The following is a 15,031-nucleotide window of genomic DNA, read 5'->3' as shown; positions in this document are numbered from 1 at the left end:
GGTAGCGTAGATAGTCCAGAAAACACTAGCATAGGGATGCTGGATTATCTGTCCAGCTGCTTTACCCTATTATTGCGTATCTATTCTAAGTTACTGTGTTATGACCCTAACCATTTACAATACCCTCACCCGTCGCCAAGAACCGTTTGAAACCGTAGAGCCGGGTAAGGTTAAGATGTATTGCTGCGGCGTGACAGTTTATGATTATTGCCATTTGGGTCATGCACGTTCTTATATCGTTTGGGATACAATTCGGCGTTATCTGATTTGGCGCGGTTTTGAGGTTCGCTACATTCAAAATTTTACCGATATTGACGATAAAATTATTAACCGTGCCAAAGAACAAGGTTTAACGATGGAGGCGCTTTGTAACCGCTTTATCGATGCCTATTTCGCAGATATCCGCCGCTTAAATGTCATGGATGCGGATGAGTATCCCCGCGCCACGGAGCATATTCCCGAAATTCATGAATTAATTCAAATTTTAGAACAAAAAGGTCTGGCTTACGCTGTCGCTGGAGACGTGTATTACCGCGTAGAACGCTTTCCTAGTTATGGCAAACTTTCTGGTAGAGAACTGGAACAAATGCAAGCTGGTGCTAGCGGTCGGGTAGATGGGGAAGATTCAGAACCCAAAAAGCAACATCCTTTTGATTTTGCCTTGTGGAAGGCGGCAAAGCCAGGGGAACCAGCGTGGGATTCTCCTTGGGGTCAAGGTCGTCCAGGGTGGCATATTGAATGCTCTGCCATGATTCGTTCTCAGCTAGGACAGACAATTGATATTCATAGTGGTGGTGGTGATTTGATTTTTCCTCACCATGAAAATGAAATTGCTCAGTCAGAACCAGCTATGAATAAGCCATTGGCGCGTTACTGGACACACAATGGCATGGTAATGGTGAATGGTCAGAAAATGTCGAAATCCCTGGGGAATTTCATCACCATTAGAGAATTATTGGATGGAGTTGGTAGCTGGAAAGGCGACCCTGTAAACCCAATGGCTGTAAGATTGTTTGTTTTGCAAGCACATTATCGCAAGCCTTTAGATTTTACAGAAGAAGCGATCGCTAACGCGGAAAATAGCTGGAAAACTCTCAAGGAAGGGCTACTCTTTGGCTATCAATACGGCGAGAAACTGGGTTGGGGTAAAGAATCTGAGATTATTCCCGAACTCGTCGCCCGCTTTCAAGAATTAGGTGATGATGATTTTAATTTCTCTGGTGGGTTGGCGGTATTGTTTGAATTAGCTAAAGAACTCCGCCGTGAGGGTAATATTCTTGTTCATGAAGGAAGTACTAAAACCCCAGCAGATGAACTCCAACGCCAATGGAATACCTTGATTACCTTAGGTAAAGTTTTGGGTTTAGAAGTCACACCGGATACTGAAACATTGACACAAGTAGGTTTGAGTGAGCAAGAAATTGAAGCCTTGATTCAACAAAGACAGGAAGCAAGAAAAGCCAAAAACTTTGGCGAAAGCGATCGCATCCGTAACGAATTGCAAGCTCAAGGTATTACCTTAATTGATAGCCCCCAAGGTACGCGTTGGCATAGAAATTAAATTTATGGAATTTTGAATTGAATTATGTGGTCAGAATTAACAAAAGCGATCGCTAGTTTTAAAACACCTGCTGATTGGATCGGTATTAGAGTAGTTAAGGAAAAAGCTGCAAGCCATTATGTCCGTGATGGTTTGCCCCAAAGTAACGGCAAATCAACCACCGTCGGAGCGATGCTAGAAGTTCTGGTTAATGGCTCTTTGGGTTATGCTGCTACCAACTCTCTAGAATTGCCATCCCTACAAGCGGCAGCAGAAATCGCCTACAAACAAGCACTAGCAGCCAGTCAGTGGTATATATATCCCTTCCGGGAAACAGAACGTCCCAAGGTTGTGGGTGAATATAATTCGCCATTTTTAGAGCCATTAGATGCTCTCAGTCCTGGAGAAATTAATGATTTACTGGTAAGGATTTGCCACACCCTCAAAGTTGACGAAAAAATTGTGCAAACCACAGCCAGCGCCAACACCAGTGAAAAAGAGAGTTGGTTTGTCAGCAGCAACGGTTCTGAGGTATATCAAAAATTTGTATCTATAGGTACTCATTATGGGGCGATCGCTCAAGATGGGGCAATTGTCCAACAACGTACCAACAATGGCTGGCAAGCACACTGTTATCAAGGTGGACTAGAATTGCTAAAACAAGACCACCTATGGCAAAGGGTACGCCAAATTGGCGAACAAGCCATAGAACTCTTAACAGCCGCAGAATGTCCAACCACCCGCACCAATTTGGTTTTAGCTCCAGACCAAATGATGTTACAAATTCATGAAAGTGTGGGACATCCCCTAGAAATTGACCGAATTTTAGGAGATGAGCGTAACTATGCTGGCGGTAGCTTTGTCAACACCAGTGATTTTGGGCAACTAGTCTACGGTTCCCCATTAATGAATATTACCTTTGACCCCACCATTGTCGGTGAATATGCCAGCTATGGATTTGATGATATAGGTGCAGTCGCCACCAAGGAATATGTCATCAAAGAAGGTGTACTGCAAAGAGGTTTAGGCAGTTTAGAAAGTCAAGCCAGAGCAAAAGTTGCGGGGGTAGCTTGTGCGCGTGCTTCATCATGGAATCGCCCAGCAATTGACCGCATGGCGAACTTAAACTTAGAGCCAGGAAACGCCACTTTTGATGAAATGATTAGTAATATTGAACACGGCGTTTATATGGAATCTAATCGTTCTTGGTCAATAGACGATCGCCGTTATAAATTTCAGTTTGGCTGTGAGTATGCCAAATTAATTGAACATGGTAAGCTGACTAAAACTCTGCGTAATCCTAACTATCGAGCCACAACACCAGAATTTTGGCATAGTCTAGTGCAGATTAGTGATGACACTCACTGGCAAATGTACGGCACACCTTTCTGTGGTAAAGGCGAACCAAATCAATCTATATGGGTAGGACATGGTTCACCAATTTGTGTATTTGCTAATGTAGAAGTTTTTGGGGGAGGGTAATCAATTCAAAATTCAAAATTCAAAATTCAAAATTCAAAGTTCATGTTGCCCTATATTCCCTTTTTATATTCATGAAAATTGAGGAAATATCTACTTTAGAAGTTGGTTTTAATCAACTGTTAGAAACTCTGCTGATTAAAAAATTAGAAAATGAACAATTCACTATCAAAGTTAGTAGTGAACGCAGTCAATTTACTCGCTTCAATCAAGCAAAAGTTCGCCAAACTGGTTATGTATCAGATGGTTGGATTGAACTAACTCTGATGACAGATCAGCGCACCAGTTTTCGCCAGTTTCCTTTTACTGGAAATTGGGACAAAGATTGGCAATCGGCATATCAAGCATTGCAAGAACTACGTGATGAACTGCCTCTCTTGCCAGTTGATCCCTATTTAGTTTTACCAACAGGAACTAACACCAGTCGGGAAATACATATAGGTAATATATTGGCAACAGAAGCAGTAGTAGCAAATGTATTAGAACAAGTTAGGGAGTTAGATTTCACTGGTATATATGCTGGAGGAGTAGTTATTAGAGCTTATGGCGATTCCAATGGACAAAAACATTGGTTTGCTACTGATTCTTTTACTTTAGATTATTCTTTATTTATTGACTCTGGGCAAGCTGTCAAAGGTACATTTGCTGGAAGTGATTGGAATGTAGAAGTTTATACAGCAAAAGTTAGCGAAGCTAAACAGCAATTAAAACTGCTATCTAGCCCAACAAAAGAATTACCAAAAGGGCAATATAAAACTTATTTTGCACCTGCGGCTGTTGCTGATTTATTGACTATGCTTTCTTGGGGTGCAGTTAGTGAAGCGGATATTCAACAAGGCAATAGTGCGTTAGCTATGTTGTCACGCAAAGACAAACAACTTTCCCCTCTATTTAGTTTGCAAGAAAACTTTGGACGGGGGTTAGTACCGCGATTTAATGAACTGGGAGAAATTGCAGCACCAGAATTATCAATCATTGATAAAGGAATTTTAGTAAATACTTTAATTAATTCACGGACAGCAAAAGAATATCAAAAAACTGCCAACGGTGCGAATAGTTCGGAAACTTTGCGTGCGCCAGAAATTATTCCGGGAAATTTAACTTATGAGCAGATTTTACCAAGTTTAGATACAGGATTATATGTATCGAATTTGCATTACTTGAATTGGAGCGATCGCCCGACTGGTAGAATTACTGGTATGACCCGTTACGCCTGCTTTTGGATAGAAAAAGGTGAAATTATTGCCCCCATTGAAAACTTGCGTTTTGATGAAAGCCTCTATCGCTTTTGGGGAGAAAATTTAATAGATTTTACCAATTTTCAAGAATTTATTCCCGAAGTAGGAACCTACGAACGTCGCCAACTAGGAGGTAGTCTGGTTCCTGGGATGTTGGTCAATAATTTTACTTATACTTTGTAGTCATACAGCGTTTCTCTGTTGGGTGAAAGTACAGATTGGGGATAAAAGCTAGATATCAGAGACTAGGGGGTTTCAATACGGTTCGGATAAAACTCGATGCTGCGAGGGAATTTTCGCTGCGCTAACCTCCTCGCTCTTCTGCGTTTAAAAAATAAATCTACGATGGGTGAGTCTGCGTAGTCTTCAGCTATTCCGTATTTAAACTGTATCACCTAAATTAGGTTAACTCTTGTCGGGTGGGTATCCCTCCCAAATATTTAATTTAGGTGAATTTTAGCTTATTTACAGGAAACTGATACGCTTAACCCCCCAAGGAAGCATAGCAAAAGAGATTTGATGATGTTGCGTATAAAATTTATATCTTAGAGACAATTTATAAAGTAAATGTTAAATTTGTGTGGTAAGTTAAATTGCAACGTAACGCACAATTTTGCTGATTTAATTAGCCAATTTTCCCAATCTAGATTAGTTAATAATATTCTGTGATTAATTTCTGAATAAATTAGGGTTTTGGGTACAAGATATACAAAACAATATCGAGAAATTGGGTTATGTTCATATGTCTTACCGCAATTTTATTTCGTTAATTAGATTCATAATTTCATGAAGATAAATCTAAAAGCGATATTGATTGATGGGGGTAAAACTGAAGCGACTTTTATTGTCAAATGGAGTCTATAAGCCATAAGTAAGCCTTATTATTCTAATTGGCTTTACTAAAATTATGCGTGTTGCTATATAATATTGGCAAATTTAGTACATTCCCTTACAACAACTCGGTTGAAAATACTATGAATCAGCAAGTACAAGTTATTAAACTCAGTGGAATTATCAATACGGCAAATTCACAGGAATTGCGAGAGAACATTACCCATATTCTGAATAGTGATACTAAAATTGTTCTAGTTGATTGTCAAGATGTAACTTTTATGGATAGCTCTGCTCTGGGAGCTTTAGTATTAGCTTTTAAAACACTGAGAGCCGCAGGTACTAAACTATTTCTCTGTTCGATTAATGAGCAGGTCAGAATTTTATTTGAATTAACTGGTATGGATAAGGTATTTGAAATTTTTAATAACCAAGATGAATTTAATCAGATGATACTCGCTAACCATTAATCGAATTTTATTTGTAGGATTGATAAATCATCTTCAAACGTATCTTTGGAGTTCAAAGCGGTGAGGCAATTCAATACATGATCTAGTTGATAATCGTCATTATGATGTACGCTAGCAAGTATTTGAATAAAAGCATCCAGACTCCAAAGTTTACCATCTAATTTAGTGATTTCATAAGCTCCATCACTGAAGATATAAAGGCTACTCAATTTTTCGACATCACAATACTCATCAATATATTGAGCTTCTGGAAACATACCAACTGGCATTCCAGGTGTTCTTAAAATTTGAATTTCTGTACTATTAGGAGATGTTCCAGATATTAATATTGCTGGTGGATGACCAGCACTAGCATAAATCATCTGTCGTTTAACACAGTTATAAACACCATACCAGATAGTAAAGTATTTATCATTTTGATAATTCATCTGGAAAGTTTCATTTAAACCTTTAAGGACATCGCTTGGTTGGTAGTAATTGAGATTTTTCAGGGCGCGAGAACGCAAAAGGTTTAAAACTGAAATTGAAGGAAGAGCGGCTTTTAATCCGTGTCCGGCTGTGTCTAGGAGATACATTGCTAAGGAATCGTCATCTAGCCAGTAATAATCAAAACAATCGCCCCCGAGTTGGCGAGAGGGGATAAATCGGGAATGGATGCTAATCGGTGCATCTATCGGTTCTGGTAGAAGCGATCGCACGTATTCTGCTGCTTCCGCGAGTTCTTCTTCTAACAGCAGCTTTTGGGTTCGTAAATCTCGACTCAATTGATGCAGTCTCAATCCGGCTCTGACTCTTGCTTTCAATTCGTTTTGCTCAATAGGTTTGGTGATAAAATCATCAGCACCAGCATCTAACCCTTTGACGCGATCAGCTACAGAATCTAAAGATGTTAATAAAATAAAAAATGTAGTGGATAAATCCGGATCTGTTTTGATGCGGTGACAAACCTCCAGTCCATTTAAGCCTGGCATAATCCAATCACAAATAATTAATGCAGGATGACAAGCCAGTGCTTGAGTAATTCCTTCTTCACCATTACAAGCAGTGACTATTTGATAGCCCTGTTTTTGTAAAATTCTTTTTAATAATATTTGAATTGATAGATCATCATCAATTATGAGGATTTGAAACATAGTTATTAGTCAATAGTCATCAGTCATTAGTCATTAGTTCTCTTCTCCCCCTGCTCCCTGCCCCCTGCTAAGTCACTTGCTCCCTAGCCTCTACTCCTTGCTTCCCTGCCTTTTACAGTGGTGAAAGAGGATTTAACCACAAGAGTATGGCACGGTTTAGCTGATTTAAGTCACGATATACTTCTTGTTTGAACCACTGCCCTAAAGCATCAAAGGGGGTGAATGATGTCCCTGTTTGCCATTTGACATCTTGCCCTAAAGGCGTGGTGTGTGTTCCTGGTAAAGTCTGGACTGTGACCATTTCTGGAAAGCGTGCTTGTAAAATTTTGGTTAAAGCGGCTGATTGGTCGAGATTATCGTTATTAAATTTGATTAATAAGTTGCGACGGACGTTGTAGCCCTCCTGGACTAGTTTCTTGGTTTCCAACGGCGAGGGAGTAAATTCAATCGCCAAAGCAGTGTTGAATTGCTCCACTAAAGGTATAGCATCCTTAGCTGCATAGTTATTGAAGGAGATTAAAATATTGCCTGCCCGTTCTACAGGGAAAAGACTACCAATGAGTAAATGGAGTTTACACCCCATACTATGTCCAATTCCGTAGGTAGGCAGGTAGAGTTTGCGTAATGTGCCAGAGTCATGTAATCGTTCTACTGTGCGCTCAAAGTTCAATAGTACAGAGTTGGCGATCGCAATATGATCCAAAGTATTGACAAAAGGCGTGGCGATAACTACAAACCCTTTATTTGCCAATTGTTCCAATAACCAACGGTAAGTCAGATGGGGAGCAGTGGCGACAAATGCACCTCCCAAGAAATGAATGATCCCGACTGGATTTCGGGGAACTAGCACCCAGTTACCTCTAATTTCTTTCCAATCCATGCGTGTAGGCGATCGCTTAATTTACACTTCTTTATGTTAAACGGTGGATTGGGGATGAGAGAGACAAGGTAGGTAAAATTCTTCCTCATTTCCCTGACTCTCTCGCCCTTCATGTATTAGATTGGCTTTGTAAGCTTTTCATTTCATATTGCACATCTAAGGCAATTTGCAATGCTTCATTTAGTAATCTGCCGTGTTCAGTAGCTTGTTCGGTCACCTGCATGGCAGTTAATGTTGCTAAATTGTTGGTAAATAACTCTGTATTACCGAGAATAAAGTTCTTATTTTCTCTCAATATTCTTTCTGTTCTCAAAGCTCTAATTAAATCGGCTTTTGTTAGTCTAAGTGCATCGATAACTTTTTTTCTTTCCTTAATATTTACCCCTACGTTACCAGCATCTTCTATCTGGTCATTAATATCTATGGCTTTGATAACAGCATTATATCTATCAACATCATTTAAGAGAATTTCTAAAGAATTGGTCATATTTTTTTTGATTATTTTCTGCTGGTTACGCCACCAGTAATATAAAAATGTCTGTGTACCTATTCCTCCTAACAAACTTAAAATTATTAATAATAACCAGGATGGTATCTCTATCCATGTAGCAAATATCTTAATAAAGATATCAAATAGTAAGTAGGCAAAAATAAATACAGAAAAGCTCAGAAAAATTACGGTAGCACCTTCGGAGCCTTTAATTTGAGTTACGATTTTTTTACAAATCTTTTTAAAAATATTCCTGATAATAATTAATTCGGATTTCACAGGTAGATTAGTCAAATTTTCTAATTCTTTATGACTAATCTCCAAATCTTGTAAATCATTACGCACAGCTTTCCCCAAGTTCAGCAAAATAGTTATTTAGTACAATATAACAACCAATTTTAGGGATTGCTGAGACGGCTGTAATTTTGTCTCAAAAATTTTATACTTCTCCAAAAAAATGGAATTTTTTAGTATAGGTCAGATATGCTTGTTGTCAAGAAGATTTGTCCTTGGTAACGCCACGTTGGGAATTTAAAAACGGTGGAATTGGACAGTCTAAGGTCATGGCGATCGCTCTTAATAAATCTGCTTCGGGGTTGGTAACTTTATTATCTAGTAGTACTGTGTGAGCGCAGGCATCGACGATAGCTTGCTTAAGTTTGGGAGAAGCAAGGCGGAGGCGTTCCACACTCTTTTTAACTTCCGAGAAATTACAATCTACAGGTGTATCTGATTTTTCTTGTCGTGCGGCTCCAGGTAGGCGAAAAACTCCAGAACGAAAAGCATAAGCAATATCGTCGGGTTGGCATTGTCCTACACGGGCAATTGCTGACAGTACGATAATACTATCTGACCAAATCTCTTCTATGGACGTAAATTCTACTTTTGTTGTTGCTGCAGGATCTATACAAGATTGCAGGCGATGCCATAGAACTAACTGCAAGACAAAATGCCACAGTGAAAAATTGCCAGTGGCTACGACTAAACCTTGGATACATTTGCACAATCGATGACAATCTTTAGAAGAAAATTTACGTAATGCAGGTACTGTTAAATCAACCAATGGTAAATGCAGCCTGGGGTCTAATTGACTGATTTCGTTCCTAAATATCAAAGTTTGTTCTACAACCTCGGCAGGTTGTACTTCTCGCAGCCAAGCCAGTTGGCGTTCTTGTACTTGAGAATTTGCTGTATCTAATGCTAAGGCAAAAGCGATCGCCATTGCACTTTGCTGTTCCCTGACACCCAAGCGGAGGGATTCTGGCAACTGGGATAACAACGCTTGAGTATGGGCAAAATGCTCTGGTGCAACGCTCCCTACTTGGTTGACTACCTGTTCTGGGGTAATTGTATTACCACCTGCAAAACTCATTGCTAGGGAATCTGAGGAACGGGAACGGTGGACAGGCGGTGGCATTGCTGCTAGATCACGGGTGTTCAAACCCCGGACGCGGCGGATGCGTTCTGTCAGGGGTGGGTGGGTTGACAGCATTTCGTCCCAAAAAGAAGGGTTGAGGGCATTGCCAAAAAACATATGACTGGCGGCTTCTGCACGAGGAGAAATTAGGCGTGAATCCAAGCGTTGGAGTTTTTCAAATACTCCCGCAATGCCATCGGGGTTACGAGTGAACTGTACGGCGGAAGCATCGGCGAGGAATTCCCGTTGACGGGAGACGGCGGCTTTGATCAGACGACCGCAGATTAAGCCAATCCAGCCAATTAGCATTAGTGCTAAACCAAAAGCCCACAAGGGCAAACCCTTTTCTTCGCGGGAACTGCTACGCAGCCGCAATAATAACTCCCCGGTTAGGTAAATAAACAAAATTCCGTGTAACATACCCACTAAACGCAAATTTAGTCCCATATCTCCATTGATAATGTGACTAAATTCGTGACCGATAACTCCTTGTAGTTCATCTCGGTTCAGGTGTGCTAAAGTGCCACGGGTGACACCAATGACAGCATCATTAAGTGTAAACCCAGCAGCAAAAGCATTGATGCTAGTTTCTGCATCGAGGATATAGACTAATGGCACAGGAATACCAGAAGCGATCGCCATTTCCTCGACTATATTTAATAGTTGTTTTTCTTCGGCGTTGGCTCTGTCTGCTATGAGGAGCCGTCCTCCTAACTCTTGGGCAATGACTCGTCCACCTTGGCGCAGACAGACAATTTTATACAGACTAGCTAGAGCGATCGCTATAATTGTCAAACTAGCAATGCCCAGAAATAATTGCGGTTGCCACCAAATATGAGGAGCTATACCGAAAAGAAATAACGCAGCAATGTAAATTGCGACAATCATGACCACTATGGACAAGATAAATAACCCTAGTAGCTGCTGCGTGTTTTGCCGTGCCTTGTCTTGATGTTCAAAGAAATTCATAGATACCTAAAAAGACACGCGCGGAGCATTTTTGACTTCGGGAGCAGCTTCTGCTAGTAATTCCGCCAAAGTAAAGTTGAAAGTATTGGCAATTAAATTACTGGGGAACGACTCGCTTTTAGTGTTGTATAGTGTTACCGCATCATTAAAAGCCTGACGTGCAAAGGCAATCCGGTTTTCTGTTGAAGATAGTTCTTCCATGACTTGGCTCATGGAGCGATCGGCTTTCAATTCTGGGTATGCTTCCGAAAGTACCATCAAGCGACTTAACGCACCTGTTAGCGCAGCTTCTGCATTACCCAACTGCTGCATCGCCTGGGGATCACCAGGATTTTGTGAAGCGCGACTACTAGCATTAATTGCAGAGTTCCGGGCGGTGATGACACCTTCTAAGGTTTCTCGTTCATGTTTCATATAACCTTTGGCTGTTTCCACCAAATTGGGAATTAAATCATAGCGGCGCTGTAACTGTACGTCTATTTGGGAGTAAGCATTTTTGTAGCGGTTGCGAAATTTGACTAAATCGTTGTAGCTACTAATGATGACGACTGCAACAATCGCAACTATCGTTACAGCAAATATGAACAACCCGATCAGGCTCATAGGTTTACATCCAATATAAAATTATCTTTTCGGAGAAAATTTACCGTGTAACTCTCACATATCCAAGAAAGTTTGCTGGGATATAAGCACGAGTCTACTTTCAGCAACGGTGTTCCGTCTTCTGTGAAATCAATTACGAAGATTTGCTGAGAGTAAATACCATCATGGAAAAAGTATGATTCCGTAGGAAAAAATGCAGATTAGAGAAGATAATTTCTCAACATCATTATTCTTCTCATAAGAATACTTATTTAGACGTATTCACTTTGGATATTATCAAAATTCTTACAATATCCAACTACCTAAGGTATGAAATAATATCTAGAAAATATAACCTTTAGCTAGTTATTAAAATAGGTTAATCTCTGTAAAAATTCTCTTTAGAAGACTAATAAATTTCGCAATTATAATATTACTAGATGTTGATGATAAATGAATATTTTCGACTCCAGCCCCTTCCATAACCATGCGTATAGCATCTCTTGGCTGCACATCATCCTATCTAATAACTCGATATTTGATTAATAATATTGTGGTTTTCAGTTTAGAAATTGATAACTAAGTTATTAGCAAATTTGATGTTCAGGAGAGAAAAATATTCTTATCGATTTGGTACCGTTGTCAGCCAAAAAATAATGTCTAGACTTTTATTGAATCAACCATACAAGTAGTTGTTTCCCATCGTCAATCCATAGTCTTGTGCAATTATTTACTTGTTTTTGGAGGTCTTTTTCATGTTTAGTTCAGTTCGTCGGTCACTAGCACACACAACATTGCTGGCTTTGGGGATGACAGCTATAACGATAAATCCCTTAATAGTTTCTATCCCAGCTTCAGCGCAAACAATTACGCAATCAAATACCTCTAATTTTTCTGATGTTAGTGCCAATTACTGGGCGCAGCCATTCATCCAAGCTTTGGCAGAAAGAAATATTGTTGCAGGTTTTCCAGATGGGACTTTTAGACCAAACCAAGCAGTAAGCCGTGCTGAATTTGCCACCCTAATCCAAAGAGCTTTTAATCAACAACCAGTCCGACAATTAGGTGCGAGTGGTTTTACTGATGTACCTGCTAATTTTTGGGCATCGGAGGCAATTCGGGAAGCTTACGAAACTGGATTTATTTCAGGTTATCCTGGGAACGTGTTTCGTCCTAATCAACAGATTCCTAGAGTACAGGCGATCGTTGCTTTAAGCAATGGTTTAAATTTGACTGCTACTGGCACTGCATCTGGTGTTATCAATGACTTATATGCAGATGCTTCAGCAATTCCTGACTATGCTGTGAGTGGCGTAGCCGCAGCAACACAAAACAACATAGTTGTTAACTACCCGAATTTAAGACAACTTAATCCCACAACCTCACTGACCCGTGCAGAAGCAGCAGCATTGTTGTATCAAGCTTTAGTTCGGCAAGGACAAGTACAACCCTTAACTAGTAATGTTACAGCTGCTAACTATATAGTAGGTGGTACTGGTACTACTACAGGTGGTACACAAGGTGGTAACATTGTTGCGCTGGCAGCATCGAGTAATTCTTTTAGTACCTTGACTTCTCTATTGAGAACAGCAGGTCTGACAGATGTACTAGAACAACCAGGCCCTTACACAGTTTTTGCTCCTACCAATGAAGCATTTGCGGCTTTGCCTGCGGGTACTTTAGAGCAGTTACAGCAACCACAAAACCGAGAGCTATTGAGAAGAATTCTGCAATACCATGTGGTTCCTGGACAATTAACTGCTAACCAACTCTCCTCTGGACAACTAACAACTGCTGGTGATGCTTCAGTAAATGTGAGAGTTGACACCGCCAACAATCAAATTGCAGTCAATGAAGCTAGAGTTGTTCAAGCAAATATTCAAGCTAGCAATGGCGTTATCCATGCAATTAACGAAGTCTTGATTCCACCCAACCTGACAGGTCAGCAGCCACAAGAAACCCCTCAAGCACAAGCACCTGGTGCTGTGACACCAGGTAGAGCTACTCGTGGTGGTTCTAGTTATATAGGGGTTGCTGGTAACGTTGGTTTAGCTGGTGATAGCGCTGTTAGTCGCAGCAACTTTGCAGTTATCAGTAAAGTTGGTTTAACAAATAATCTATCGGTGCGACCATCGGCAGTGTTTGGAAACAATACCACGGTTTTAGTGCCATTAACTTTAGATTTCAATCCTCGTGAAGTAGAGCCAGGTGTTGTCCAATCATTCCCTGTATCACCTTATGTAGGTGCTGGTGTTGCCATTGATACTGGTAGAGGCTCTAGAACTGGTTTATTGCTGACTGGCGGTGTAGATGTTCCTTTAGGCGACAGATTTACAGCCACTGGTACTGTTAATGCAGCTTTTGTTGGTCAAACTGATGTCGGTTTATTATTCGGCGTTGGCTACAACTTTTAGGTTATAAACTATTTCATTGTCTCCTGAAACAAGAATAGAGATGTTGCAATGCAACGTCTCTATTCTTGTTTCAGACTGGAAAAACCCAATCGCTGAAAGCCTTTCGGAGCTTTACTTTTCAGTTTTTGGCTACAAATTTTAGTTTCTATTAGAAAAGAAAAGCTCAAAGCTTGATGAGATAAAAGTTCCAGTGTTTCGCTACGATTATTGTTTTCCGGAAGTGACAGAACAGGTTTATTTACAATCCATCTCGTATAGATCCCAAATGGATTCTATCCGCAGATTTCTCACTATGGTTTCCAAGTATTGAGAGATTGACGTATTAATTTTAATTCCTGTAGATATTCATTCAGTTTCTCTTTTTGCAGATTCAAAGTATTAATGATTTTGTCTGATTCTACTTCTTTTGTCTGCCGTTCTTTTAGTAGGCTATCAAAATCGTCTTGGAATTTTTTGATGTAATCATTTATTTGTTGCTCTGCAAGTCTAAAGTCTTCTGCAATTTGTTTTTGGGCCTATTATCATCCTGTAGATAAAACTCAAAGACAGCTATGGAAACGGGGGTGCTGTCGGATTGAAGAGTTGAAAAAGCTGTCAATGGAAGTAAGCGCTGAGTGAATAAAGTATTAAAATTCCCAACACTCTAAAACTGAAGTGTCACTAGTGGGATACTATTACAAACTAAGCAGTTTTTTGATAGAGACTGCACCGGAAAATAGCAGAGGTTAGAGCAATGGATGAGCGTCATCGTTACTTACAAATCGCTCTGATTCTTTTCGGAACTGCCTTTTTACTTATTTATCCGCTAACGAAGATTTGGGCATCAGGCTGGTTATGGCAACCTGGTCAGTACGAATATGAACAAATGATCATTGGTGTTTATGCGACGCTTGGTGTCTTTTTGCTGTTGGCTTCTCGACAACCAGAAGCACACCTCAGTCTAATCTGGTTCACTGTTTGGTCAAGTTTAGTGCATGGACTAATTATGGCGGTACACGCAGTAATTGATCCTGCTGAACGTGGACACCTGTTTGGTGATGTTCCAGCATTGTTATTAGTGGCAATTGTTCTTGCCTTCCTTACCCCGCGCAAAGTGGTGTCTAGTGTAAGGGAATAGTGAAACGGGGAATTAGAAATAGAATACTTTGTATGATGGGAATGTCCTTCTACAGTCAATTTGTAGATACAAAGGTTTCTTTGCCTGAAGTCTCTTTAGGAGCAATCAGCGAGACAGTTTGGCGAATGCTACTGAATCATGCCAGAAAATTGCCTAGCAACAATTAAATAATATTTAAATGACAAGCCGAGCAATAAAAAAATTAACACCAAAATAAAAAGCACCCTCCAAAATGGAGAGCGCTTTTTATTCACAATGAAACTCTTGCTTTTCGCGTGAAGATTAACCGTTGATAGCAGGAGCGCTGATAGCAACAGGAGCAACTTCACCAGCAGCCAAGTCTAAGGGGAAGTTGTGAGCGTTGCGCTCGTGCATTACTTCCATACCCAAGTTAGCGCGGTTGATGATGTCAGCCCAGGTGTTGATGACACGACCTTGTGAGTCGATGATGGACTGGTTGAAGTTGAAACC

Annotated in this window: 11 protein-coding genes and 1 pseudogene; 6 read left to right on the top strand and 6 right to left on the bottom strand. The window is 40.3% G+C overall.

Annotation, left to right across the window (positions count from 1 at the left end; all coding sequences use genetic code 11):
• Nucleotides 1-100 precede the first annotated feature (100 nt).
• From cysS to H6G18_RS13160, 4 genes are all read left to right on the top strand, one after another.
• The gene (cysS, locus tag H6G18_RS13175) at nucleotides 101-1,561 is read left to right on the top strand and encodes a cysteine--tRNA ligase (RefSeq protein ID WP_190407555.1); all 1,461 of its coding nucleotides are present in this window, start codon (nucleotides 101-103) and stop codon (nucleotides 1,559-1,561) included.
• Between the two features lie 24 nt (nucleotides 1,562-1,585).
• On the top strand, nucleotides 1,586-3,022 hold the full coding sequence (locus tag H6G18_RS13170) for a TldD/PmbA family protein (protein WP_190407554.1): 1,437 nt from the start codon (nucleotides 1,586-1,588) through the stop codon (nucleotides 3,020-3,022).
• 71 nt (nucleotides 3,023-3,093) lie between these two features.
• Nucleotides 3,094-4,440 carry a TldD/PmbA family protein gene (locus H6G18_RS13165; RefSeq protein ID WP_190407553.1) on the top strand — a complete coding sequence of 449 codons (1,347 nt, stop codon included), beginning with the start codon at nucleotides 3,094-3,096 and terminating at the stop codon, nucleotides 4,438-4,440.
• Nucleotides 4,441-5,231: 791 nt separating this feature from the next.
• Nucleotides 5,232-5,558 carry an STAS domain-containing protein gene (locus tag H6G18_RS13160; protein WP_190407552.1) on the top strand — a complete coding sequence of 109 codons (327 nt, stop codon included), beginning with the start codon at nucleotides 5,232-5,234 and terminating at the stop codon, nucleotides 5,556-5,558.
• On the opposite strand, the gene H6G18_RS13155 is transcribed toward H6G18_RS13160, so the two are convergent.
• From H6G18_RS13155 to H6G18_RS13135, 5 genes are all read right to left on the bottom strand, one after another.
• On the bottom strand, nucleotides 5,555-6,691 hold the full coding sequence (locus H6G18_RS13155; RefSeq protein WP_190407551.1) for a PP2C family protein-serine/threonine phosphatase: 1,137 nt from the start codon (nucleotides 6,689-6,691) through the stop codon (nucleotides 5,555-5,557). The genes H6G18_RS13160 and H6G18_RS13155 overlap by 4 nt on opposite strands.
• A 112-nt stretch (nucleotides 6,692-6,803) precedes the next feature.
• Nucleotides 6,804-7,571 (bottom strand): DUF1350 family protein, encoded by a 768-nt coding sequence (locus tag H6G18_RS13150; protein ID WP_190407550.1) that lies wholly within the window; start codon nucleotides 7,569-7,571, stop codon nucleotides 6,804-6,806.
• Nucleotides 7,572-7,680: 109 nt separating this feature from the next.
• The gene (locus H6G18_RS13145) at nucleotides 7,681-8,406 is read right to left on the bottom strand and encodes a hypothetical protein (RefSeq protein ID WP_190407549.1); all 726 of its coding nucleotides are present in this window, start codon (nucleotides 8,404-8,406) and stop codon (nucleotides 7,681-7,683) included.
• Between the two features lie 148 nt (nucleotides 8,407-8,554).
• On the bottom strand, nucleotides 8,555-10,447 hold the full coding sequence (locus H6G18_RS13140; RefSeq protein WP_190407548.1) for a M48 family metallopeptidase: 1,893 nt from the start codon (nucleotides 10,445-10,447) through the stop codon (nucleotides 8,555-8,557).
• Nucleotides 10,448-10,453: 6 nt separating this feature from the next.
• Nucleotides 10,454-11,050 carry a LemA family protein gene (locus tag H6G18_RS13135; RefSeq protein ID WP_242040298.1) on the bottom strand — a complete coding sequence of 199 codons (597 nt, stop codon included), beginning with the start codon at nucleotides 11,048-11,050 and terminating at the stop codon, nucleotides 10,454-10,456.
• A gap of 734 nt (nucleotides 11,051-11,784) precedes the next feature.
• Between H6G18_RS13135 and H6G18_RS13130 the strand changes: the two genes are divergently transcribed.
• Entirely contained in the window at nucleotides 11,785-13,443 is a 1,659-nt protein-coding gene (locus tag H6G18_RS13130) for a fasciclin domain-containing protein (protein ID WP_190407547.1), read from the top strand.
• 733 nt (nucleotides 13,444-14,176) lie between these two features.
• Nucleotides 14,177-14,560 (top strand): DUF6632 domain-containing protein, encoded by a 384-nt coding sequence (locus H6G18_RS13125; RefSeq protein ID WP_190407546.1) that lies wholly within the window; start codon nucleotides 14,177-14,179, stop codon nucleotides 14,558-14,560.
• Nucleotides 14,561-14,842: 282 nt separating this feature from the next.
• Here the strand turns inward: H6G18_RS13125 and H6G18_RS13120 are convergent.
• Nucleotides 14,843-15,031 (bottom strand): annotated as a pseudogene (locus H6G18_RS13120) (photosystem II q(b) protein); the annotation flags it as partial.

It is taken from the genome of Anabaena subtropica FACHB-260, assembly GCF_014697105.1.
GTDB lineage: Bacteria > Cyanobacteriota > Cyanobacteriia > Cyanobacteriales > Nostocaceae > Trichormus > Trichormus subtropicus.
This window is presented reverse-complemented; position numbering and strand designations above follow the sequence as displayed.